Source organism: Patiriisocius sp. Uisw_047, assembly GCF_047730165.1.
In the GTDB taxonomy this organism is placed as follows: Bacteria; Bacteroidota; Bacteroidia; order Flavobacteriales; family Flavobacteriaceae; genus Patiriisocius.
Genome location: NZ_CP159834.1, coordinates 2648869 through 2673917 on the forward strand (window position 1 = coordinate 2648869; position 25049 = coordinate 2673917).

Annotated in this window: 19 protein-coding genes; 1 reads left to right on the top strand and 18 read right to left on the bottom strand. The window is 33.4% G+C overall.

Features of this window, described 5'->3' with window-relative positions; all coding sequences use genetic code 11:
• Positions 1-5: 5 nt before the first annotated feature.
• The 9 genes from ABXT71_RS11535 to asnB are packed head-to-tail and all read right to left on the bottom strand — an operon-like array spanning position 6 to position 11764.
• Positions 6-1574, bottom strand: coding sequence for an NAD(P)/FAD-dependent oxidoreductase (locus ABXT71_RS11535; RefSeq protein ID WP_415371508.1), 1569 nt, complete (start codon positions 1572-1574; stop codon positions 6-8).
• 5 nt (positions 1575-1579) lie between these two features.
• Complete coding sequence (locus tag ABXT71_RS11540; RefSeq protein WP_415371509.1) at positions 1580-2953, bottom strand: capsule assembly Wzi family protein; 1374 nt, start codon at positions 2951-2953, stop codon at positions 1580-1582.
• A 30-nt stretch (positions 2954-2983) separates the two neighbouring features.
• The gene (locus ABXT71_RS11545; RefSeq protein ID WP_415371510.1) at positions 2984-4915 is read right to left on the bottom strand and encodes a polysaccharide biosynthesis protein; all 1932 of its coding nucleotides are present in this window, start codon (positions 4913-4915) and stop codon (positions 2984-2986) included.
• A gap of 23 nt (positions 4916-4938) precedes the next feature.
• Positions 4939-6072, bottom strand: coding sequence for a DegT/DnrJ/EryC1/StrS family aminotransferase (locus tag ABXT71_RS11550; protein ID WP_415371511.1), 1134 nt, complete (start codon positions 6070-6072; stop codon positions 4939-4941).
• A complete protein-coding gene (locus ABXT71_RS11555; RefSeq protein ID WP_415371512.1) occupies positions 6059-6673 on the bottom strand; it encodes an acetyltransferase in 615 nt (204 codons plus the stop codon). Before ABXT71_RS11555 ends, ABXT71_RS11550 begins: the two co-directional genes overlap by 14 nt.
• Positions 6670-7275: a sugar transferase gene (locus ABXT71_RS11560; protein WP_415371513.1), complete on the bottom strand. Its 606-nt coding sequence runs from the start codon at positions 7273-7275 to the stop codon at positions 6670-6672. Before ABXT71_RS11560 ends, ABXT71_RS11555 begins: the two co-directional genes overlap by 4 nt.
• Positions 7276-7287: 12 nt before the next feature.
• Positions 7288-8448, bottom strand: coding sequence for a glycosyltransferase family 4 protein (locus ABXT71_RS11565; RefSeq protein ID WP_415371514.1), 1161 nt, complete (start codon positions 8446-8448; stop codon positions 7288-7290).
• Between the two features lie 11 nt (positions 8449-8459).
• Positions 8460-9836 carry a phenylacetate--CoA ligase family protein gene (locus tag ABXT71_RS11570; RefSeq protein WP_415371515.1) on the bottom strand — a complete coding sequence of 459 codons (1377 nt, stop codon included), beginning with the start codon at positions 9834-9836 and terminating at the stop codon, positions 8460-8462.
• 50 nt (positions 9837-9886) lie between these two features.
• Positions 9887-11764: an asparagine synthase (glutamine-hydrolyzing) gene (gene asnB, locus ABXT71_RS11575; protein WP_415371516.1), complete on the bottom strand. Its 1878-nt coding sequence runs from the start codon at positions 11762-11764 to the stop codon at positions 9887-9889.
• Between the two features lie 498 nt (positions 11765-12262).
• Between asnB and ABXT71_RS11580 the strand changes: the two genes are divergently transcribed.
• Positions 12263-12676, top strand: a complete 414-nt coding sequence (locus tag ABXT71_RS11580; protein WP_415371517.1) for a hypothetical protein — start codon at positions 12263-12265, stop codon at positions 12674-12676.
• A 636-nt stretch (positions 12677-13312) separates the two neighbouring features.
• Here ABXT71_RS11580 and ABXT71_RS11585 read toward each other — a convergent pair.
• From ABXT71_RS11585 to ABXT71_RS11625, 9 genes are all read right to left on the bottom strand, one after another.
• Positions 13313-14608: a hypothetical protein gene (locus tag ABXT71_RS11585; protein WP_415371518.1), complete on the bottom strand. Its 1296-nt coding sequence runs from the start codon at positions 14606-14608 to the stop codon at positions 13313-13315.
• Between the two features lie 4 nt (positions 14609-14612).
• A complete protein-coding gene (locus ABXT71_RS11590; protein WP_415371519.1) occupies positions 14613-15191 on the bottom strand; it encodes an acyltransferase in 579 nt (192 codons plus the stop codon).
• Positions 15188-16531, bottom strand: a complete 1344-nt coding sequence (locus ABXT71_RS11595; protein ID WP_415371520.1) for a lipopolysaccharide biosynthesis protein — start codon at positions 16529-16531, stop codon at positions 15188-15190. The genes ABXT71_RS11590 and ABXT71_RS11595 overlap by 4 nt, the downstream gene beginning before the upstream one ends.
• A gap of 5 nt (positions 16532-16536) precedes the next feature.
• Complete coding sequence (gene wecB, locus ABXT71_RS11600; protein WP_415371521.1) at positions 16537-17619, bottom strand: non-hydrolyzing UDP-N-acetylglucosamine 2-epimerase; 1083 nt, start codon at positions 17617-17619, stop codon at positions 16537-16539.
• A 3-nt stretch (positions 17620-17622) separates the two neighbouring features.
• The gene (locus tag ABXT71_RS11605; protein WP_415371522.1) at positions 17623-18594 is read right to left on the bottom strand and encodes a Gfo/Idh/MocA family oxidoreductase; all 972 of its coding nucleotides are present in this window, start codon (positions 18592-18594) and stop codon (positions 17623-17625) included.
• 43 nt (positions 18595-18637) lie between these two features.
• Positions 18638-19219 (bottom strand): acyltransferase, encoded by a 582-nt coding sequence (locus ABXT71_RS11610; RefSeq protein WP_415371523.1) that lies wholly within the window; start codon positions 19217-19219, stop codon positions 18638-18640.
• 734 nt (positions 19220-19953) lie between these two features.
• A complete protein-coding gene (locus ABXT71_RS11615; protein WP_415371524.1) occupies positions 19954-21054 on the bottom strand; it encodes a hypothetical protein in 1101 nt (366 codons plus the stop codon).
• A 1-nt stretch (position 21055) separates the two neighbouring features.
• The gene (locus ABXT71_RS11620) at positions 21056-23539 is read right to left on the bottom strand and encodes an SLBB domain-containing protein (protein ID WP_415371525.1); all 2484 of its coding nucleotides are present in this window, start codon (positions 23537-23539) and stop codon (positions 21056-21058) included.
• Positions 23540-23737: 198 nt separating this feature from the next.
• Positions 23738-25027: an O-antigen ligase family protein gene (locus ABXT71_RS11625; RefSeq protein ID WP_415371526.1), complete on the bottom strand. Its 1290-nt coding sequence runs from the start codon at positions 25025-25027 to the stop codon at positions 23738-23740.
• Between the last annotated feature and the right edge of the window lie 22 nt (positions 25028-25049).

Here is a 25049-nt window from a genome sequence, read left to right on the forward strand (position 1 = left end):
GAAGCTTAATCTGCCTCAAGAACGGAGTACTTTAAAGCGATAGCATCGACGCAGTTAATACCATCAATCGCCGCAGATATAATACCACCAGCATAGCCTGCACCTTCCCCGCAAGGATATAAACCCTGTACTTCAACGTGTTCTAAAGTTTCAGCATCTCTAGGGATAGCCACAGGAGAAGATGTTCTGCTTTCTGGCGCATGTATTACTGCATCATTTGAAGAATATCCTTTCATCTTTTTACCAAAAGCGACAAAGGCCTTTTTTAAACGCTTTGATATAAGAAGCGGCAACACTTCGTTTAAATCTACAGCAACTATACCAGGTTGATATGACGTTTTCGGAAAACTATCAGACACTTTTCCGTGTATAAAATCTTGCATTCTTTGTGCAGGTACTTTCTGTGTTTTACCTGCAGCTTCCCAGCAATCACGCTCTACTTTTTTCTGAAAATCTAAACAAACAAACGGATCGTCTTTTGTATAATTAGGTAAATCTTTGGGTTCAACACTTACCACAATTCCTGAATTAGCGTAGGGATTATTGCGCTTACTTGGGCTCCAGCCGTTGGTCACTACTTCTTCCTGTTCTGTAGCACAAGGCGCTATAATGCCACCTGGACACATACAAAAAGAATACACTCCCATACCATCTACTTGCTCTACTAAGGCGTAAGAAGCTGGTGGCAAATAAGGATTATCGCTATCCCCGTGATATTGTATATAATCTATTAGCTCCTGTTGGTGCTCTACTCTCACTCCTATTGCAAAAGGCTTTGATTCTATCTTAACGCCTCGTTTATGTAATAGATAAAATATATCTCGCGCGCTATGGCCTGTAGCGAGTATGACATTTTCAAAAATTTGTTTTTTGGTATCATTGATAGTAATGGCAGTAATAGTTCCGTCGGAAATAGTAATATCTGTTAATTTGCTATTAAAATGAACTTCACCGCCTGCCTCCACAATCGCTTCTCTCATTGCTGTGATAATTTTAGGTAATTTATTAGTTCCTATATGCGGGTGCGCCTCGACAAGAATATCTGGCTCTGCCCCAAAATGAACAAACCATTCTAATGCCTTTAGAACATTCCCTCTTTTTTTACTACGTGTGTATAATTTACCATCGCTGTAGGTGCCCGCTCCACCTTCGCCAAAACAGTAATTGGATTCCGGGTTTACAATATGATCTTTATTAATGGCGGCAAGATCTCTACGGCGCTCTCTTACATCTTTACCTCTCTCAAAAACAATTGGTTTTAAACCCGCCTCAACAGCTCTTAAGGCTGCAAATAGACCCGCTGGACCAGAACCAATAATGGCAACTTCTTGTTTATTAGTAACATCTTGAGGGCAGAATTGAGCGAATGATTTCTTATCTTCTTGTGTATGAAAGAATTCTATTTGTAAGTTGAGTTTTACAGGGTTTCTGCGAGCATCAATAGATCTTTTTCGTATGCGCCAGTCTACAATGTCATTTCTTCTTAACTTTCCCTTATCGAGTGCTAACTCAAGTATGTAATCAAGATCTTCTTGTTTATGTGGCAAAATTGCTATTTGAATAAGAGTACTCATAAATTTTATTTGAATCGGTATTCGTATCCTACCCCAGCACCTACCGTGCTCGTTTGTATATTGCTCATATCTAGTCCAGAAAGTACTTTAAAAATACCATAATTTGAATTATAGGACAAAGAGCCGAATAGATACATTGCTTTTTCTGTTGGCTCGTAACGCTGTCCGTAGGTACCTAGGTTTTTAACCAGTGATGATTTAAGGCTATAATCAAAATGATTATAGCTACCCGCGGCACCAGCATGCAGGGCGTATGTTCTATTATTTGTTGTAAAGGTGTTTGTAGCATTCCTAAGAATAAATGGAAGTCCAATGATCGCATTCTGATACGTCCAGCCCGACCTGTAGATGCTGTTACCAAAATAATTATCGGCACCACTCTGTTGGTTTTCGCCTTCTACTTCTAGTGGACTACCACTCTGAGAAACGGTTTGCACATACTCAAATAGAATAGAATTTATGTAGCTAGACTCCTTAGGTTGTAAAACTATACCCCACACACCATCTGGAAAATTACTAAGTTCTCTTCCAGATGTATCTTCAAAAAGCGTTTGATGATACAAAGTATAGTTTAATTTATTCGTTTTTAAAAGATATTTAAGCTGGTAGGACCCTAGATGATTTCCTAAAGAATTAATTTGATCATTACGCGTATTTCCGCCACTCAGACCTAAAGCCAGTTTTATATAATCCTTGAAAGATTGAACTTGTTGTCCAAATTCTGGTGATAGACCTCCCCATTGCACATAGTGTTCTAAACCTACAGAAATATTGCTATTTGCAGATAACTTAAAACCTACATGTAAAGATTTATGATGAATTTTTGCGCCAGCTACAAAGCGATCATCATTTAGTTCGTAATGCGCCAATGACGATGTAAAAGAAAACCAATCGTTTATCTTAATAGGCTTTGAGGTTTTTATCTGAACACCTGGAATTGAACGTGCATTACCTGTCCACAATATGTTCCCATTAATGACAGAAAGCCCATCAAATGGTACGTCATTATGTTTTACCCCGGCAATAATATTGAACCATTTTTTTGTATAGCTCGCGTACAGTTCTTCAATCTGCACCTTTGATGAGAACCCATCTGCACCATTAACACCGGCGCCTATGTTAAGTGTATCGTTATTCTTAAATTGATACTCTCTAGAAATACCAGTACGAAGTCTTAGGTTACTATTGGAGTTAAGTGTAGCATTTGTATTTGTATATAACCAAAAAGGCAGAGCATCATTTGAATGGGCAAACCCAGCTAATGTTATATATCCTGTAAACTTAGAATTATTGATCGTGGGGATCGAATCTTGTTGCGCTTTCAGACCAAGAGAAATAAAAAACAGGGTGAAAAAATATAAAAACAGTTTTGATGACATAGAAAAGCACTAATTAATCGAAGAGCTGAGTTACTCGTCTAATGTTTCAAACAAACTATTTTGACTTTTAAATTCTGGCACTATTTCTTTCAGCATTTTTACAACTTCTTTTTCTTCTAAACGTGTTGCTGCTTTAATTATTCTTTTGACCTTTCTTCTTACATCTTCAAAATCTTGCAACTTCTCCTTGGCTATCATGATTTTTGGATGATGTGTAGGGAGCGTTGTCGATGAATCATTTAATAACTCTTCATATAATTTTTCACCTGGTCTAAGGCCTATAATTTCTATATTAATATCTTTATATGGAATAAAACCAGATAGTTTTATCATTTTTTCTGCCAAGTCGATAATTTTTACTGGGCTACCCATATCAAAAATAAAAACCTCTCCACCGTTCCCCATAGTTCCGGCCTGTAACACGAGTTGACATGCTTCAGGAATAGTCATAAAATATCTAATGATATCTATATGAGTTACTGTTACTGGTCCACCTTCCATTATTTGCTTTCTAAAATGCGGTATAACAGATCCATTTGAACCTAGCACATTTCCAAAGCGAGTAGTAATAAACTTTGTTTTAACAGACTTGTCTTTATACTGGAGTGCTTGCACATATATTTCTGCAACTCTCTTTGAAGCTCCCATCACATTTGTAGGATTTACAGCCTTATCTGTAGAAACCATTACAAAGCGTTCTATGTTAAAACTAACTGCTAATACAGAGAGATTTACGGTTCCTAAGATATTTACATAAATTGCTTCGTGAGGATTACGCTCTATCAGCGGAACGTGCTTATAGGCAGCGGCATGGTACACTAGATTAAATTTGTATTTTTTAAATAGCATCTCCATACGATACATATTACTAATGTTTGCTAACTCAGTAATAAATTTCAATTTTGGGAAATGTTGTTCTAAGAAAAGCTGAAGTTCGTGCATCGCAGACTCTGCTTGATCAACAATGACAATTAATTTAGGTTTAAAAGTAGCCACTTGCCTTACAATTTCACTACCTATAGAGCCCGCTCCACCCGTAATTAAAATAGTTTTGCCTATTAAATGATCCTCGATTATACCGTCCTCAATAGAAATTATTTCTCGTTCTAATAAATCTTCAATTTGTATGGGCTTTATATTTGCTCGAACGTCTTCTAGTCTGTTCCATTCTTTTAAGGAAGGCATACTGTAAACTTTTCTTTGTTTTTTTAAACAAATCTCTACGATCTTATTTTTTTCAACTACAGAAGTATTATTTCCTATAAACAAAACACCTTCAATATTATGTCGTATTAGTAATTCTGCAAAATTTTCATCTACCTGAAAAACAGGTTTGTCTAGAAGTTTTAGTTTTTTTGAACTAATATTTTCTGTAAAAAATCCTACCAGTTTAAAGGGGAAATTAGACTCACGCGTTAGGGCTTGCCCTAAAGATATTGTTTCGTCTTCAATCCCAATTATCGCAATACGCTCTTTAAGTAGTCCATCCTTATTTTTACGTAAATACTGATAAACTTCTTTTACAAAAATCCTAAAGAACAAAAGAAACACAAAGGACAGCAACAAATAAAATACAATTGCTGTCGTAATAAATAGGGGATTATCATTAACAACCTGCGACACTGCAGATATAATAAGTAAAGTGGTTGAGGTGAATATTTGAGAAAGTCCAAGTTTTATAACATCCACAAAACTTGAATGTCTTATGATCCCAGAATACGTTTTAAAAACGAAAAAGAAAACTATATTAATCGCTAAAAAAATAACACCTTGAATAGGGATACTTAAGGTTTCATAAAAGTTAATTACGGTACTAGAAATTATTAAATAAAGCACAAAGAAAGAAAAGCAACCTATAAGGATATCGAGTCCCAATGCAATCCACCTTGGTAAATATTTCTGGTGCAGTAACGAGATTTGATTATCTCCGTTATAGAATTTATCTAAAAATTTTTCTTTCAAATTTGGTTTTTTATGATAGTGATTTAAAGTATTGTTTTAAACACTTTTTCTATTCTGTCCTGATCTTTTAATGTCAAATTACTACCTGATGGTAAACATAACCCGTTAGAAAAAAGATTTTCAGCAACCTTATCCCCATAATACGGGGCATCCTTAAAGATAGGTTGCAGGTGCATAGGTTTCCATAGGGGTCTAGATTCTATATTTTCTTCATTTAAAGCCAATCTAATATGCTCAGATGAAAGGTTCGTTAATTGTTTATCTATTAATATACAAGATAACCAATGATTTGAATAAAAATCATTAGTAGGCTCTTTAAAAACGGAAACACCTACTACTCCATTAAAGATACCTTGGTAAAAGTCATTCATAGCTCTTCGTAAGTTTACATGTGCGTCCAAAACTTCCATCTGACCACGCCCTATACCCGCACAAATATTACTCATTCTATAGTTATAGCCAATATGTGAGTGTTGATAGTGAGGTGCATTATCTCTTGCTTGGCTAGAGAGGAAAATAGCTTTCTCTTTGATACTAGAATTTTTTGTTACTAGCGCTCCTCCACCTGAAGTTGTTATGATCTTATTTCCATTGAAGGATAATATAGATATATCACCAAACGTACCACATTTTTGTTCTTTATATGCACTTCCTAGTGCCTCTGCGCTGTCTTCGATAATAGGGATTTCATATTTTTGAGCCACAGCATTAATGGCTTCAATTTTATAAGGCATTCCATATAGATGAACAGCAACTATGGCTTTTGGTTTTTTACCTTTTTTAATTCTGTCTATTATAGCTTCTTCTAGATGACGCGGACATAAATTCCATGTATCTGATTCACTATCAATGAATATGGGCGTCGCACCTTGATATGTTATAGGGTTTGCAGACGCAGAGAACGTAAAACTTTGACATAGCACTTCATCTCCGTAAGTTACGCCTAAAAGCACCAAGGCTAAATGAATAGCAGCAGTACCGGAGCTAAGCACAGCTACATAAGATTCTTCTTGTAAGTATGTTTCAAGATCTGTTTCAAAACCGTCCACATTTGCCCCTAATGGCGCTACCCAGTTTGTATCAAAAGCTTCTTTTACAAATTTTTGTTCCGTCCCTCCCATGTGGGGAGATGATAACCATATTTTATTTTCTTTCATTAATGTACTTAATTATTTTAGCGGGATTACCATATACCACAGCATTGTCTGGAATGTCCTTAGTAACTATTGCTCCTGCTCCTATGATTACCCATTTTCCTATTTTCACTTCAGGTAGAATAACGCTTCCCGCACCTATTAAAGTTCCTTCACCTACAATAACACCACCCGCGATACTCGCTTGAATTGCAACGTGAACAAAATTATCAATTTTCACATTATGAGAAACAGTAGCATTGTTATTAATTACACAAAATTCACCAATACTCACAGCTGCATCCACAACACTATTAGGAAAAACGACACTCCCAGCACCTATCGATGCTGAAGGATATACTACTGCTGAAACATGCACAAATGAAGGGAATGGTGCATCTATAGTTTTAGAAATACTCTTTCTCGCATAGTTATCCCCAATACCAATAACCGTTGGCATTGATTTAAATTTTTCATTAGTTAAATAGACAGGTACATTTAAAATTGAATTTACCTTCGGGTTATCGTCAATAACATGCACCGGGTTATATTCAGCTAGAGATCTAACTAGCTCAATCACTGCATAACTATGTCCTCCAGATCCGTAAATTTGCAACTCTTTCATTTTTTACCTGTAAAAGGAGTTGTAGTAGCTACACCCTCCGTATTAATATCTTCTTTAAAAATCACTTTTTTCACAGTCATTAGTAAAATCTTAAGGTCTAACAAAAAACTTTGATTTGCCACATACCAGACATCGTATTCAAATTTCTTCTCCCAACTGATGGCGTTACGCCCCATTACCTGTGCCCATCCTGTAATGCCGGGTCTAACATCATGACGTTGTTTTTGAGTCTTTGTGTATAATGCAATGTAATGTGGTAATAATGGTCGTGGTCCTACAAAACTCATTTCACCTTTAACAACGTTAATAAGTTGTGGAATTTCATCCAGGGAGGTGGCTCTAACAAAAGCGCCTACTCTAGTTAATCTATTTGCATCTGGTAATAATTTTCCATCATTATCAGTTCTATCATTCATTGTTTTAAACTTAATGATCGTAAAAATCTTTTCGTTCCCTCCAGGTCTCTTTTGAAAAAAGAAGGGCTTCCCATTATTTGCAATAGAAAGAAAAATTGTAATTAATAGGAATATTGGGCTAATCACGATCAGAACGATCAGACTCACTAAAAAATCTAAAAAAGGTTTGACAGTTGCTTTATACACGATGCAAATATATCAAAGGTTTGTCTGTAAAAGTTTATATTCATTTAATAAACACTCCCACATTTCTTGACGGCTATAGTTTTCAATTATTATGGGCCTCGTATTTTTTTTAAGTTCAGAATAAAGGTCTGTATTATTCATCAGCACTTCCATTGCATCCATAGTTGCGGCTTGATCTTTTACAGGTATAATAATCCCGTTTAAGCCCGAAGTTATAATCTCATTACACCCGTTTATATTTGATACAATAGCGGGTAAACCCATAGCACTAGATTGCAGCACTACGTTAGGAAAACCTTCTCTATAACTAGGAAAGACTAAGGCATTACTAATGGCCAAAAATGGCCTAACGTCAGTTTGATAGCCCACATGGAATATTTTATCGTTGTTATTAATAGCTTCAGTAGTAGTTGGTGAAAGTGGGTCTAACTCATCTTCAAATGGCCCTACTAATAGTAAGGAACAATGTTGATTGGTTTTCCATAATTCTTGAAAAGCAACTACCATTTCATTCACTCCTTTATCAGCAACCATGCGGCCTACAAAAACAAAAACAAAATCACTGTTTGTAATATTCCAATCGTTTTTAAGTTTTACTTTTTCTTCATTGCTATATTTATTCGGATCAAAGTAGTTAGTATCTATTCCATTGGAGCTGCCTTTACCTAATACTTTTATCTTTTTTGGATTGGTGAATTTTTTAGAAATAATAAAATCATAAAGCCCTTTTGAGTTGGGATATACCTTTGTAGAAAACCTATATGTCAATTTTTCTACAGCATTTAATATCTTTCTTTTAAAGCCTGTCGCCTCCATCAGTGGAAGTCCTGCTACGGTGTGTAATCTAAGCGGGACTCTTGCAAAATACGCAGCCATCATTCCTACAATCCCCGCTTTAGGGGTGTGAGTGTGAACGATGAGTGGCTTTTCTTTCCGAAGAAATTTATATAGAGCAAAGACTGCTTTAAAGTCTTTTACTGGGGTGATTTTTCTAGTTAATTCTAGATGATACGTTGCAATACCATTATCAAGCCCATATTTTTCCAATTTCTCTTTTCCTGCGGAAATAGCTGTTACATTATAATACTGCTCCATAAATGAAAGCTGTCCTTCAAGTAGTTTCTCTAAGGAAATTGGTACTGTTGTGATACGGATTAACTTAGGCTTAGGCATAGTTGATGAGTCTACAAAAGATGTTTAATATTATTTATAACCATTTGATACTTTCCACTCGATGCGGCAGCTATATGGTCTGTCTCTATTATGTTTAATTTTATCTTAGTTCCAATTCTATCTCTCCAATTTTCAAAAAATATGACCTTCATCTCTTTTGTAAATAAGAGCGGATCTATCACAATAAATATTGTGATTTCAGTAAGGCTATCCTGTATTACCTGAAAGTTTTTAACTCCCTGGACCTTTTTCACGGTGTCTGCTATTCTAACCTGATGCACTTTACCCATTTCATTAGAATAAATAAAATCATTCGTGCGACCTAGAATATGTGATATCATAGGATTGTTATTTTCGCAGGTACATTTCCCATCCATAAGTTCAATACCGTCCCCTATATCATACCGTATTAATGGAGTACCATAACTAGTAAAGGAAGTAACTACCAACCTACCCATTTTTGCCGGACGATCATCGCTATTTAAAACTTCAAACACACCGCTCTGTAATTCCATATGTAAATTACCGCTTCTACATTGTATAATAAACGGAGCCCCTTCTGAGGATGCATACTGATTGTATGCCTTCGTTTTAAAAAATAATTCTAACGTTTTTTTACTTTCTAAAGAAAAAGACTCGGCCGTCGGAAAAATGGCTTTTACAGTATTCTCAGGAAATGAATAACCATTTTCAAGGCCATACTTTGCCAACTCAAACATACTATTAGGATACCCTATTAAGAACTGAGGCTTATACTTTATAAGGTTTTCTAAGTAGTATTTTAAATATTCTTTTTTTAAATGAAATGTTGAGTAATAACGAATGTGATATAGCTGATCTGTTTTCCAAAAACGATTGTTCTTAACATCTCTTTGATTAATAATACGTTTACCTGAAAACCAAGCAGTTTTCATTCCTAATTTATATCCATATTCACTTCGAAAAGTATCTAACAAAGCAAACCGCTCTTGTAAATTTTCTTCTGTGTAAACTACCTGTAGTGAAACGCCTGTGGTTCCCCCGGTTTCAAATACTTGATTTTTTTTGAGTGGAGTTGTACGTATGCTTTTTATATTTTCTCTAATAGTTTCTTTTGAAATTATAGGAAGTAATGAGATTTGCTCAATACCCTCTACCTTATCAATACTCTTATATATATCACGATAAAATGGCGATTTATCGAAAGCGTGTTTTACAAGTTTTTGAAATTTTATTTTTTGTATATCTTGTAATTCTTCTATTGATAATGTTCTATTTTGTTTAAAGAGCTGGCGATAAAAACTATATCTAGCTCCATACCTTTTTGAGTAAGCCAAATAATTGAATATACTAATGAGTATGTTCTGAAAAAAAACTGGAGATTTTATATAAATTTTGTCCTTCATCATAGTGTATCACAAACGATTTTAGAAAACTCTTTTATCTAAAAAAATTAAAATTAATAATTTTTCCTATACCATTTTTGAAAACAATAGTACGTCCACACCTTAAAGGTACTATCTTCAATACCTAACACATGATTTTTAACGACTCTAGCTATGTAATCATAATTAAATAAATCTTGTTTTAGCACATATTCTTTATCAATATAACCTATTAACTCATCTTTTAAAGAGGCCCTTAACCAATCACCTACAGGAACGCCAAAGCCTTGCTTAGAGCTTTCTAAAAAATTCTTAGGAAAAACATCCTTAAAGGCTTCTTTTAAAATATATTTTTTAGCTCCTTTATGGATTAAAAAATTGTCTGGTAAGGTATTTGAAAAGTCCCATATTTTTTTGTTTAAAAATGGCGCTCTACATTCTAATGAACTTAACATGCTTGTTCTATCTACCTTAACTAACATATCACCCTCTAGACTAATGTGCTTATCAATTAGTCTTAAATCACGCAGCGTATCTGTTTTCTTTAAATTTAAATGTTTATTATAATATTCAAAAATATTACTAGGCGAATTAACAAATAACTGGACCATCTCCCTCTCATTGAAGCCTAATGAAATAATATTCCAATAAAATTTATTATTATAGTCTATGGCGTCTAAAGTCTTCTTTATTTTAAACTTTATCCCTCTATTATCATCTTTTGTTTTAAGCAGTGATGCGCCTATTTTCTTAAATAGAGTATGCCCCCCTTCTGGGATAAATTTTGTGTATGTTTTATTAATACCATTAATATGATATTTATTATATCCTCCAAAAACTTCATCTCCTCCATCACCTGTCAATGCAACCTTAACGTGCTGACTCGTTTTTTGAGAAACTAAAAACGTCGGTAGTGCTGAGGCATCTGCAAAGGGTTCATCAAAGTTTTCTAATATATCATCTATGTTTGAAAAAACACTCTTTTCATTTACAATAAATTCATGATGATTACTATTTATTAGTTTTGCTACTACACGAGACTTATCAGTTTCATCAAAGGACTTCTTTTCAAAACCAATTGAAAATGTATTTATTTTTTGTTCAACATCTTTTGCTAAACAATGCGATATTATTGATGAGTCTACACCTCCAGAAAGAAAGGTCCCAATAGGAACATCAGAGATTGATCTACTTTGAACGCTTTCTTGAATCAATAGCTCAGTTTCCTTCTTAGCGTTATCAAATGTGCCATTGTAATTTACTTTAGAACTATCTTGTTTATGAATACGATGTATCGAGATCTCTTTTTCTGAAATACAATATTCAATAAAATTGTTGGGTTCTAATTTTAGTATGCCGTCATAAATCGTGTATGGTGCTGGAATATAGGTAAGCGCAAAATACAACTCAAGCCCTTTTCGTGAAATTTGGGGAAGCCTATTTAATTGAGATTTGATCGACTTTAACTCTGAACTCCAAATTATGCTTCCATTTAACTGGGTGTAATAAAGCGGTTTTTCTCCAAAAAAGTCTCTTGCGATATATATTTTATTGGTTCTTTTGTCATAAATCGAAAAGGCATACATCCCGTCTATTTGCGAAAATGATTCTGTACCATAGGCTAGGTACATTCTTAAAATAACTTCCGTATCGCTGTTTGTCTTAAAATTTATACTATCTGCTTCTAAGTTTGCCTTTAGGATTTTGTAATTATAAATTTCTCCATTAAAAACTATAATTACATTTTTGTCTTCAGAATACATAGGTTGTTTCCCATTTGACAAATCAATAATTGAAAGACGTCTCATTCCCATCGTTACAGAAAAGTCATCATTTGCGTCTACAAAAACACCATCATCATCCGGACCTCGATGAATTATTTTATTATTCATCTCATTAATTGCATCAAAATTTAGAGCATTTACCGAGACTATTCCATTTATTCCACACATAAAAATTAAACTATTTAATATTATCAATATACAAATGTATATCCTATTCCCTCGTAGATAATCCAAAATAGATTCCCATACCAGATGGTGCTACTTGTTAAGACGATGCATAGATAAAACAAATTAAAGGCTATCAAAAAAGCGTAAAAAGGTAAAAGCCCCAAAATATATTTTTGCAATACGTTAGACTTAAAAGTAACATAAAATCGTATTAAAAAAAAGAAAAACACTTGTGTCGAAATAGCAAGGAATCTACCTCCTGAAGGAAATATAGACAAGATAAATGTTACAGATAAAAACATTAAAACAAAATTAAATAACCTCTGTAATTCAGGATTTTTAAGTGTCGTATTTTTCAGAATACTTTTTATTCTTAGAATGAAAAAGAAAATATAACATCGTGAGATATAGCTAAAGGTGTTTGACACCCTATGAAAAACCGTCTTGCCTCTATCTGCGTAAAGTGCCGTGATGTCGCTACTATTGTAGATATCAACCTTGTTAGCCATACTTATTGGAAGGAGTCTCGAAACCACATTTAAATTAATTAAATTACTCTCTGAAATCAGAGAAAAAAGAAACGTTACGACAAACAGAATGAAAATCCAAGTTGATGTTCTACTCTTTGTAAACAGTCTTTCCCTAAAGACATACATCAACAATAAAAAAGGAATGATAAAGAGAAATGAAAAGTGGAAGAGAAAGGTACTTAAAAGACCCAAAATCCATATTTTCTTGTTGTATGCTATTAAATTAATAACGGAACAAAAACAAATTATAGCCGCAGTATTAAAACGTGCACCATTAATGTTTACAACGGAATTGAGAGAAATGAATATGATGCAAAGAATAAATATGGAGATGCCTTTTTCAAGCCCCTTAACGTTAAAAAATAATCTCAATGATTTATAGGAGAAAATTCCGAAAACAAATCCAAAAAAGGCAAATAATATTTTTGGGTTATTAGTAACCCCCTTAACGAGACTGTAAAGAAAGTATCTATACAAGTCAGTATGGTAGCCGCTTAAATAATCATTAAAAATAAAAGGTATTCCTCTGTAGTCAAACTCATTAAAAACTAATGCAACTCGATATGAATCTGCAGAAGTGTCAATAAAAGAGAACGCATAGCCAAAAAGCGTAGTGAAAAGAATGTAAATCAAGTTGCTCCTTCTAGATGAAATAGAAAAAAAGGTAGTCAAAAACGCCCCAAAAGGCCAAATAAAGAATAAAAGTATTCTTAAATCTATTTTCGTTTTATTCATTAGCAGGAACTTATTTTAATGAATTGATCTACTTCATATCGTGTATTTTGAGCCATCGAGCCTTGCGTCTGATTAGCTATAACTAGTACTTTTTTTTCGCCGTCTATTAGACAAAAAGACATTTGTACCTCTAGACGATTTATAAGGGAATTATCGTTTCGTTTAACAGATAACCGTTTTTGTATTCCTTTACTTTTAAACAAAAAGCCCATAATACATATTATAATTACTCTTTAAACCTTACCTTTTTAACCAACCACATTCTGGTAACATAAAAAATTTGTCATTCTAGAAGTATTTTTTCGATCAATTCAGTTTGTGCCTCCCTATTATATTTGGAGAGAATTTCTTCTGACAGCGGCTCAGCTAATTGTCCAGATCTAAAAGATTTCACAATTTTCGTAAACATTTCTAATTGCTCAGAGGGTTGCTTATTTTCTATATCAATATTCCATCCTAAGTTATTATTCTCTATAATAAACGAAGGTTCAGATTGATCAGGTGCAAAATTTAAAATAGGTCTTCTTGCTGCCATGTACTCATACATTTTTAATGGCACACCTGTATAGTGTGTTATCCTCTCACTTACTATCAACCAAAGCAATGTGCTTTGTGTCAATAGCGCAACCACCTCTTTTCTTGACTTCCTACCCAGAAAATTTAAACATGCGCCAGACGCATATTTTTTTATCTGATCTTGAATATCATTATCTAAGTTACCTGCTATTAACACTTCAATTTCATCAAGTCCAACAACTCCTTTATTTATGGCTTCATCTAGTAATTCAAATAATGGATAAGGAGATCTAATACCCCCATAAAAACTACCCGTATAAACAATAGACATTTTTTTATTATGGACAGGAGCTACCGTTATATCTTTAAAATCCTCTAAGTCAAAGCCATTATATACTACACACATTTTATGTACTTGGTCTGGATAATACCCTTGATATACCTCGCTCATAGCATTTGATATAAATACAATTTTATCTGCATTTTTTAAGGTGCTATATTCTAGTTTTTTATTGATGTATCTTTTTAAGCCCTTATTAAATTCTATGTTTTTAACATAATGAAAATCCCTAATATCGACTACCCAAGTTGCATTGGGTACTTTTTTATTTAGAAAACCACCTATAATATGATTTGTAAAAAAAGGACTTGTAGTATAAATATAATCTACAGACTTGAAGGATTCAAAGTTGGTCTGGATATACTTTCTAACCGCAGGATACCACAATATAGCTTTATCTGGTATAATAATCGAAGCAGCAATTTTTGCTGCTTTTAACTTCATCTTACTTTTAAAACTAGGGGTCTTATCCAAAGGGGAGTCATCTCGCATGGAAGAGACCTTATTGCCTAAAAATGCATCAATTTTAATAAGTGTTACATTCTCTAATAGCTCATTAAATGAGTCATCAAACCCAAGAGAGCTATCTTGGTTCCCACACGTTAATACTGTGATGTTAAATTTATCTCTATTGAGGTACTTAGCTATTGCATAAGGACGCTGCGCTGCTGGATCATTAGCAGGAGGATAAGAATAAGAAACTATTAAAACATTTTTTTTCATTGTATTAACATTCATGAACACTGGATTCTTTTGGCAATTTTTCTAAACATTTTTCGCATCGCATGGCAATTACCTTTGCAGGGTTACCTACAGCAATTGCAAAATCTGGTATTGATTTACTTACTACAGAGCCTGCGCCTATAATAGAATTAGACCCAATTGTTACACTTGGCAATACCACGACGTTAGATCCCAGCCACACACCGTTACCTATCTTTATAGGTGCAACATTGTCATGAGACTTAAGATCTGAAAAGGAATGGTTAGCACTAATAAAGGAACAATTATATGACCATATAGTGCCTCCGCCTATCTCAATTCCATTAATTGCTTGATAATAACAACCTCCCGAGGTAGCTAAACTCAAATAAACAGATTGTTTGTTGTCACCAACAATAAATATTTTATTTGTATTTGTTGCCCGAGATGTGAAATGAAATAGAAATTTACCGCTGTTTATTCTGAATACAACTTTAAATATAGAATTAAGCACATAAGTCCCAAGACCAGTAGCATAATATTTTCTTTCTATTAACCTATTAATAAATGGAATAAACTGGAATAAATTCAAAAATCTAATCATAGAAAATAGAATAGTAAGACCAATATTGTTAAAACGATAAGTGTCTTATTCATAATTATTTCACGAAAATACGCGCCAAACATTTTTTCTTTATTAAGGTAAAACGACCACATAAATAAAGTAGAAATTAATGATCCATATATAATTCCTGGAATACCGTAAAAGTAATATAATACAAGTGAAGAAATTAAATTTATACCTAAAATTGAAACCGAAACAATCGTTATTATTTTTGTTTCACCTTTTGCTGTTAATAATATGCCATAGCTATTATTTCTAAATAGGGCAATCAACAAATATGTCTTAAATAATATTATTGAATCTTCATAAGCACTCGAATACATAAAGTATATGATATCATCAGCAAAAAACATACAGATTACAATGAATGGATATGTGATCATTGACACCTTTTTTGTGGTCTGTAACCATAATCCTTGAGCCTCATCATAATTTCCTTTATCTATACTTGACACCATAGAAGGAAATATTTGTTGTGAAAAAGCTGCACTTAACATCGCAAACAAAGGAATTTCAAATGCTCCAACAGCAAATATGGCAAAGGTAGCTTCGTTCTCAAAAAGTGACACAATAAGTTTGTCTAAGTAAACACTCAATAAACCAGCAAATGTGGCTAAATATAGCGGAAAGCCATATTTCAACATTTTCTTAACACTAGCCCATTCGAAAGATGCTTTTGATGGTTGTACGGGAGCTTTTATGTAATAAAACAATACAGGAAATCCAAAAATACCAGAATAAATTACGACGGGCAATAAGACAGCATATGTCGTTAATTCAGCTAAAGAAAAAGTTATTGCAAAAATGAGTATTGCGCTTAATACAGCACCATAAGCAGATAATCTAGTAAGTAAGGCTGTGGTATCTAAGTTAATGTAGGTGTAACGAAGGGATTGGTTCAATATAAAAAAGAATAGGGGTAATGGAAACAAAAAACTCACACCAAAATATTGCTTTAAATCGATAAAATTTGCAACATGTAAAAGATGTAAAAGGCCTATAAAGCCTAATATTCCTGCAGCTATCAAAAAGAGAACGCACGTAAGATTTTTAAAGTAGAAACTATAATCCTTTTCTTTGGCAATAAAATATTTATATCCTTCAGGAATACCAAAGGTTGCTAATGGAATACCTAAATTTAAAATAAAGAACACTTCCTTAAAAAAGCCAAAGTTTGCAACGGTTAACTGTTTTGAAAAAACAAAATCAACAAAGATAAAAAGAAGCGCAATAAAACTTTGAGAAATAGCTAAATGTATTGACTTAGCACTTCTACCCTTACCATACCTACTTAAAAGTTGTTTTAATTTTTTAATCAATTCAATTAATTAGAGAGGTTAATGATGGTACTTACTATTTTATCACTAGCATCACCATTACCGTATAAGTTCTTTTCAAAATCTACCATTGCATTTTTTGATTTGTGATACGCCTCCATTATTTTTACGTAATCAGAACCTACAAGCGTGTTTGCTCCGTGTTCAATTAATTCAACCCATTCTGTTTCTTCCCGTAATGTGACACAAAACCTTTTAAAGAAATAAGCCTCTTTTTGTAGCCCACCACTATCAGTAAAGACCATATGGCAATGTTGCAGTAAATAAATCATCTCTAAGTACCCTACAGGATCAATTATATGCACATTTTCACCAATCATTATATCATATTTCGAGACATAATTTTTAGTGCGCGGATGTAAAGGCAAGACTACTGAAGTTGTTTTAGCAATATGGTTTATCGCTCTAAAAATTTCAGACAACTTCTTTTTATCATCTGTATTTTCGGCGCGATGTATAGTACTTAAGATAAACGATTCTGGCACATCAAAAGATGGCTTGCGCGCGTGCTTTACAAATAGGTTACTGGCATCTAACATTACGTCTCCCGTAACTTCTACATCAATGTTAAGATTATTATAGCCTTCTTTTACTAAGTTATCAACAGCAGTTTGCGTAGGGCATAAAAGTAGTGTGCTCACTCGATCTGTTAAGATTCGATTCACTTCTTCTGGCATTCTCATATTGAAAGATCTTAATCCAGCTTCAACATGTGCTATTTTAATATGCAATTTACTCGCCGCAAGGGCTCCTGCCAGCGTAGAGTTTGTATCACCATACACAAGCACCCAGTCCGGTTTTTCTTCTAATAGCACCTTTTCAACTTCTTCTAACATCTGCCCTGTCATTGCACCGTGCGACAAGCCATTAATATTTAAAAAATATTTAGGTTTAGGAAGATTCATTTCATTGAAAAACACATCGCTCATGTTAGGGTCATAATGTTGCCCTGTATGGATTATAACTTCTTCTATATCGCTACCACTAATAGCACTTCTTAGAATGGCGTCACTTACTGCGGCTGCCTTAATAAATTGCGGACGCGCCCCTATTACTGTAACAATTTTCATACTTTATTTTTTTCTAAACGGATGCATTGCTAGTTCCTTTTTAGCAAAAGGGTGATAGTCGCCTTTAAGACCTATAGGTGTTGAATTTCTTATATTATAAACAATGTCTATCGCTTGTGACGCGTCTTCAATTCCATAACCATTCCCATTTAGAATTTCTTTATAACTAGTGGTATGCAAATCTGTAAAACCTCCACTAAACTCAAGTTCTTCGCCTTCAATAGTGATTGATCTAAACGTTCGTTGTCCTTTTTGTACAATCTCCTTAGGCAAAACAGCATCATTAATAGACAAAAACCATCTCACACGTGCACGCTCTAATTCTAAATAACCTGAAGCTCTATCATGCTGATAAATATGTGTGATGTTTTCTTTTACACCACCAAAAATCCAAGAAAGCATATCGAAAAAATGAACGCCTATATTTGTAGCAATCCCACCAGACTTTGATTCATCACCTTTCCATGACGTGTAGTACCAGTTACCTCGTGAGGTGAGATAAGTGAGGTCAACATCATAAATTTTATCTTTTGGTCCATTGTCAATTTTCCTCTTTAAATCAATAATACTTTGATGTACTCTTAATTGTAGAATATTATAAATCTTCTTACCCGTTTCTTTTTGAATATTCTTTAACGACTCTACACTCCAAGGATTTAAAACTAAAGGTTTTTCGCAAATCGCATCTGCTCCCTGGCGCAAAGCAAAACGTATATGCGCGTCGTGAAGGTAATTAGGGGTGCAGATACTTACAAAATCTAACTCCTCTTTGTTATCATATTTCAACTTTGAAATATGACGGTCAAACCGTTCAAATTCAGTGAAAAAATCAGCCTTAGGAAAATAACTATCTATAATTCCTACACTATCAAATTTATCAAGAGCAGCCACTAGGTTATTATTAGTTTCCTTTATGGCCTGCATATGTCTGGGAGCAATATACCCTGAAGCTCCTATAAGTGCAAAATTTTTCATACTCCTTAATTACGTTTATTTATGACTCTATATTTCTGAAATATTATTTTTTTGAAACCTCCTCATTCTTCAATATATATACATCTTTTGTTTCTGAGCAGATTGCAATTCCTTTTTCATCAAAATCAAGCCGATGACCATATTCGCTGACCCACCCTATTTGCTTTGCTGGGTTACCAACTAACAATGCAAAATCTCTTACGGGCTTTGTAATTACAGCCCCTGCTCCTATTAACGCATATCTACCAATGCTATTCCCACAAATTATCGTTGCATTTGCTCCAATAGATGCACCTTGTTTTACGTGGGTACGTGTATATTCATTTTTACGATTAACTGCACTACGAGGATTGATTACGTTTGTAAACACCATTGATGGGCCTAAAAAAACATCCTCATCGCAAATAACACCAGTGTAGATAGAAACATTGTTTTGAACCTTTACGTTTGTTCCTAGAATCACCTTGGGTGAAACAACCACATTTTGGCCTATATTGCAACGCTCTCCAATTATAGAATTGGTCATAATATGAGAAAAATGCCATATTTTAGTACCTTTACCAATTTGACATCCTGCATCTACTACAGCAGTTTCATGTGCGAAAAAAGTCTCTGTATTATCCATAAATTTTGACCTGTAAGGCGGTGTTTTTACACTTATTTTATACCATTATAATTAAACAAATATAAGTACCCCAAACGTTTCAATTGTAACATCAAATATTAAATCACGACAATATTTAGTAACGTTAATTCTGTACTAATCAACTATAATATACATTGAAGCCATGAAAACCATTTTAGCGAAAAAATTAAATCTAATTGTCACTGATTTTAAAGAGAAAACACATTGGCCTATTTCATTTAGTTAGTTTGCAAAATACCTGTTGTTTTTCTATTAATTGACTTAATTGTTTTTATAAGTAATCATAATAACCCCCTTTTAGGTTTTTGATTTCATCATAAAGACTATCACGTGTTATCCAAACAATATTATCTGAGACTGCTTCCAAATAAGCAATTTTAAAATTGCTTCGGTCTCGATTCGATATCTAACAGATTTTCTAAATTATTCACGTAGGTGAATGCATCTAGATTGTATATATTATTAGTTGGGAATTTGGTAACAAATAATTCAGTGAAATGTAACTTTATAAACCCCGCCTTTACTGTTTTTATTTTTTTTATTTTTTTTATTTTACGTTTGATAAAAGTGTTCAACAAATTGAAAATTATTTTAGATGTTATGTATTTTCAACTTCAAAATTTAAATTTCAAAATTAAGTGAAACCAGTATTAAATTTATTTTCACAAATCTGCCCCATCATAGTCAACATTAAAACGTGAAATAAGCTTCTTTTATATCGTTCGCCATAATGATCTGATATATCGTTTGGTAACAATAAAAATATACCTTAAAATTGACACAAAAAACCCCACAAACAAAAACAAAGCAATTGTCTTAATACTATTTTTTGAATCAGCATTCGAAGGCACCACAGCCGGATTGATTACTGTGAACGTTGGGGTATCTTCTTGGATTTTTATGCTTTGTGATAAACGTTGTTGCTCAAGGTCAGAGAATATAGAATATAGCAACATACTCTTATCCTCTAATTGTTTTCTTTTGATTTGCGATGAATTAGTGGCGTTAAATAAATTTCTATCGTTGTAACGCGCTAAGCTAAGTTGAGAAGCATCAAACAGTAATTTTTTTTCAGCATATTGCTTATCAATAAAATTATACTTTTCTTTTGCATTTGCAATTCGATATCTAATAATTTCATCTTGTAAAATTTCCTTGGCCCTTTGGGCTAATTGAGCTGCGGCAATAGATTCATTAACAAATGTTGCACTCATCTCAAAGGTGCCATCTTTCTCATCAATTTTAAGTAATATTTTATCTCTTAATGAGCTAAATATCTTTTTTTCCGTATTACTTATATAAACTAAACTATCAATTTGATTTATTGTAGCGGCTTTTTTATTAGATATAAAAAGCAATTTTGGCAACCCTATGGTATATTTGAGAATAGAAGATTTTACAGCAGGCCTCTCGATTTCCATTGCATATTTTCTATATGAAATAGTAGAATCCAACCCTTTAAATTTTAAAGGGGTTTCAGATAATTTGCGCTGAAAATTAAGACTCTCAATAATTTGAGGATATAAAAAGGTCGGGATGTCTGAATTCGATCCGGAGCTATTACCTCCGCCACTTAACAAGCTTACTATTCCACCTATTCCACCTTTAGCTTTAGTATTATCAACACCTTGTACGATGAAAGTAACTTTAGAGCTGTAAGTTTTTGGCGTTAGTAAAAGTGTAATAAACGCTAGTATCAATGAAATTAATAATATTAAAAAAATAAATCTTCGTGTCTTAAAAAAGTCCTTAACATAACTCAAAATCTCCTTGTAGTTCTCCTCAGATGTTGCAATATTTTTATCGACCATCATATTATCTTAAAATCTGTTGAATTAACAGTGCTAAAGTTGCTGCACCAGTAGTGCCGGCTATTATTTCTTGTGTTGTCAAACTATTTAAACTTTCTTGTTTTTTCGGAACGAGCACAATCGAGCCAGGTTTTATTTTTGGAAAAGTTCTAAAAAAAAAGAAATGTTTAGTAGATGAAATATCGCCGTTTGGATAAATCACATAAACCTTACCTTTTTTTGCTTCGCTAGTAAACCCACCAGATTTGTTAATATATTTAAGCAAATCTTCCCCAGTATTGTGTCTTATTAAGGATGGAAGTAAAACCTCGCCTTCTACTTTTACTGTTTGCTTTATTGATGGGATAAACAGAACGTCTCCATTTTTTAAAACTAAGTTCTGCTTTGAACTATCGCCTTGCGCAATTATTTTCCTTAAATCAATGCCGAGACGAAATTCTTTTTTATTATCGATGTCAATATTTATACCTTCTTTATTAGAATTATCTTTATCATCATCTATATCATCATCTATATCATCATCTATGTTGATCGACTCTTCTGTGATACTTAAAGCCTTCTCTTTATAGAATGGGTTTTGACGGATTAATGTAGCTCCGTCTTCAAAGGCATAAGGAGAAAGTCCACCTGCTCTTTTTATCAAATCAAGAATTTTCTCATTTTTATACTCTGAATAATATTGTCCAGGATAACTTACCTCGCCTTCAATATAAGCGTAAGACTGGTCTGCTGAACCTGTCAAGTACTTGACAAAAATCTTATCATTTGGTTTAAAAACAAATGCAGTATTATTGCTCATATCCAAAGATTGTTCTGCTGAAATTTTAAAAATTTGATTCACCGTATTATAGTCCTCATCAATAATTTCACGAGTAACTTCAATAACTTTAGAATTTGCTCTCTTCCCATAACCCTGAGCGAGTATTACTAAATCTTCTAATGTTATACCTTCTACGAATTGTATTGATTTTGGTTCATTTACAGCACCTGCTATGGATATTGTACCGCTATCCTTAACCACAGATTCGTCAAATATCTGAACGACATCGTTAGGCTGTAACACGATATTTTCTTCCCCATTCAAAACAGAACCTACAGAAAAAGCAATTCGAGTTTTTAAGGCTCCTTCATTATCTTGTCGAGTTATTAAACCCCGCCCCAAATAGGCTGTTTCCGTTATTCCAGAGGCTTTTTCTATCAATTGTAAAAGTGAAATTTTTGAAATATACTCAAAGTCACCAGCTCTATATACGGCGCCACGTATGGTAACCTTATTTTCTATTTTATTAATAATAGAGTCTACGGTAATAACATCTCCATCAAATAAGGGAGCTACTCCTGAGTTTACGAAATCTAGTTCCTTAATCTTCATTCTATCGCCATCTATTCGCCGTAACTTGATAATATCTCGATAAGCAGTTGAAGTGAATCCACTAACAAATTCAATTAAATCTTTTAGTGTTTCAGAACTTTTTATTTCATAAGTACCTGGACGTTTCACTGCGCCATTAATATTTATTTCTGAAATATAGGCACCCACAATTATTACATCTTGATCCTTAAGGGTATTATTACCTTCTTGAGATCCTTCAGTTAGATACCTATAAATATCAAAGGTAGAAACCTCTTTACCATTTCTTATCAATTTAATATTTCTGAAGGTTCCTTTCCTTGTTGGGCCACCACAAGCATATAGTGCATTCAATACAGTTGAAAGCGCACTTAACGAGTATGTTCCGGGTACTTTAACTTCGCCAATGATGTCAACTTGAACAGTTCGTATACTTGACAGTGACACATTGGTGAATATTTTATAAGGACTTAAATTTGGTGCAGAAATCCCCGAGTACACCATTCTAAGGGCATTTTCAATTTTTACAGCAGCATCTTTTATACTCATTCCACTTACCACAATTGGACCAACATTTGGTAATTTGACTAAACCATTTCTGTTTACTTCTACATCATATGAATTTTCTGCGGCTCCCCACAAGCTAATAACTAAGGCATCACCTGGCCCTAATTGATAACTTTCAGGGGTAGCTAAATTCACATTAGGCTGAAAACTTATATTTTGATTATTAAAAAAATCATACCCAAACAATGGGTCAGAACTTGATTTTATTATTACACTATTATTCGAAAGACCAACAGACTGTGATTCTGAAATATTTAGGGATGTATCTATCTCAGACATTATGCCTGAAGTGCCATTTATTTTTTCTTCGGCTCTAGCAATTTGAGATGCTGACACTCCTTTTGAAAAGGCCAATGCCTTAATTTGCTCAGTAGTAAAACCTTTTTGCTTTGAACTTTGTATGAATGCTTTTAGATCATCTCCCGACATTGAACTCAATTGAGATGGAGTAATATTCCCAGGATTTGTTTGGGCAAAAGCTAGGTTTTTCGAACCAAACAAAATAAAAAGAAGAAACAATAAAATGCTTGGCAAATTTTTTAAAAAAATATTAGATGCTATAGTGTTCAAAATGTTAAATTAATTTTGTTAAAACAATAAACAAATATATACATTTTTTTGGCTATGCATTTAGCTAAGAGTATTGAATTAAAGACGCATTACATAAGTTCTAAAATAATATTTTAACATAAAGTAGGAACACCCATTTTGAAGTCAATAAAACAACAAAAAGCATGAATACATTACCTAAAGTAATGTGCCAAAAAATTATATCTGATCGTTTACTTTAATATAATGTGAATCAAGCTCAGATCTTCGTCTTTTCCAATCAACAATTAAAACAATTGCTAGTAAAATCCAGAATTCCCGTTTTCTTAAATGGTAAGTGTATGTCCATGTTACGAAAGCCCCTAATAATAAAGGTAGCATGCATTGCAAGTAATGTGTAAGAGGATTTTCACTCTGTTTCCAATTAATGGGGAATATTCTAACAAACCTAAACATAAAAAACAAATAGGCAAACACTCCTATGAGCCCTGCTTCTCCTAACATTTTTAAATAAGTGCTATGAACTTCATAAAAATGATAAGTACATTGAAATGTACCTAAACCACAACCCGTGATTGGATGATCAATAAAAGCAGTGATTGCAGCCGTAAAATTCTCCTCTATAAAACCAGCCTCTTTTGTGTTCAACTCATTTTTTAAGACTCTGTTTTCAAACTTAAAGCCCACGCGTCCATAAGCGTCAGGCAAGATAACTTTGAGGATCTGTATAAATCCTATAAAAAAGACGATCACAGCAATTAAATAAAATACAATCGCCTTACGTCTTGTAAATAAGGCAAATAAGATGGTCCCTACTATTAGACCAAAAATCACAGAGTACTTACCTAAAGTGAATAACATCAATAAACAGCTCACTAAAGCTATATTCAATAATAATCTTCGGCTTTTAGATATTAAGTCTATTGTTTTTGAGAAACGCAATGGAAGTAATAAGATAAATATTATCATGAAAAAAGAACCAGCTTGTCCAGTATTTTTAAAGCCAGCTATTAGTACTCCAGGATATTTGGCAACAGGAAAAACACGATAGAATCCATACTGCTCTGCCGCTAAATCGTAAAAACCAATCACGGTAAAAAGTATCGCACCCCACATGAACCACGATAACAGCGAAGACAAAGGTGTTTCTCGAAAGGTGAGATAAATACCAATTGAAATCAACAACAAAAACAATATTATAATACACTCCACCAAGGTCATCATTGGATAGCTAGAGAATATCGCTGTTATTAAAAACCCAATTAACAATATTCCTGCGGCCAGATATGGCTTCGGAAATTTTAATAAATTTTTAAACATATGAAGAAAAGCAGGTATGGTAAAGACTAATGCTAATAGCACAATAAAATCTGCAACTGTGGTTCTTGACCATACAAGGTGCAATCCTTTTTCCTTAAGTGTATAAGAGATAAAAGATGTTATAAAGAAAGCTATATATAAATATTTAGCGATTTTAGCGAAAGTTTCATTTGTAGATAAACGTCCCATATGGTAGCACACTGCTTTTAAA

Coding starts and splice junctions, on each gene's coding strand:
- ABXT71_RS11540 (WP_415371509.1), bottom strand. CDS start 2,953: ATGTCATCAAAACTGTTTTTATATTTTTTCACCCTGTTTTTTATTTCT.
- ABXT71_RS11590 (WP_415371519.1), bottom strand. CDS start 15,191: ATGATTAGATTTTTGAATTTATTCCAGTTTATTCCATTTATTAATAGG.
- ABXT71_RS11550 (WP_415371511.1), bottom strand. CDS start 6,072: ATGAAAGAAAATAAAATATGGTTATCATCTCCCCACATGGGAGGGACG.
- ABXT71_RS11555 (WP_415371512.1), bottom strand. CDS start 6,673: ATGAAAGAGTTGCAAATTTACGGATCTGGAGGACATAGTTATGCAGTG.
- ABXT71_RS11625 (WP_415371526.1), bottom strand. CDS start 25,027: ATGGGACGTTTATCTACAAATGAAACTTTCGCTAAAATCGCTAAATAT.
- ABXT71_RS11570 (WP_415371515.1), bottom strand. CDS start 9,836: ATGATGAAGGACAAAATTTATATAAAATCTCCAGTTTTTTTTCAGAAC.
- ABXT71_RS11535 (WP_415371508.1), bottom strand. CDS start 1,574: ATGAGTACTCTTATTCAAATAGCAATTTTGCCACATAAACAAGAAGAT.
- ABXT71_RS11565 (WP_415371514.1), bottom strand. CDS start 8,448: ATGCCTAAGCCTAAGTTAATCCGTATCACAACAGTACCAATTTCCTTA.
- ABXT71_RS11610 (WP_415371523.1), bottom strand. CDS start 19,219: ATGGATAATACAGAGACTTTTTTCGCACATGAAACTGCTGTAGTAGAT.
- wecB (WP_415371521.1), bottom strand. CDS start 17,619: ATGAAAATTGTTACAGTAATAGGGGCGCGTCCGCAATTTATTAAGGCA.
- ABXT71_RS11605 (WP_415371522.1), bottom strand. CDS start 18,594: ATGAAAAATTTTGCACTTATAGGAGCTTCAGGGTATATTGCTCCCAGA.
- ABXT71_RS11585 (WP_415371518.1), bottom strand. CDS start 14,608: ATGAAAAAAAATGTTTTAATAGTTTCTTATTCTTATCCTCCTGCTAAT.
- asnB (WP_415371516.1), bottom strand. CDS start 11,764: ATGTGTGGAATAAATGGAATAGTCTCGGTAAATGCTCTAAATTTTGAT.
- ABXT71_RS11615 (WP_415371524.1), bottom strand. CDS start 21,054: ATGATGGTCGATAAAAATATTGCAACATCTGAGGAGAACTACAAGGAG.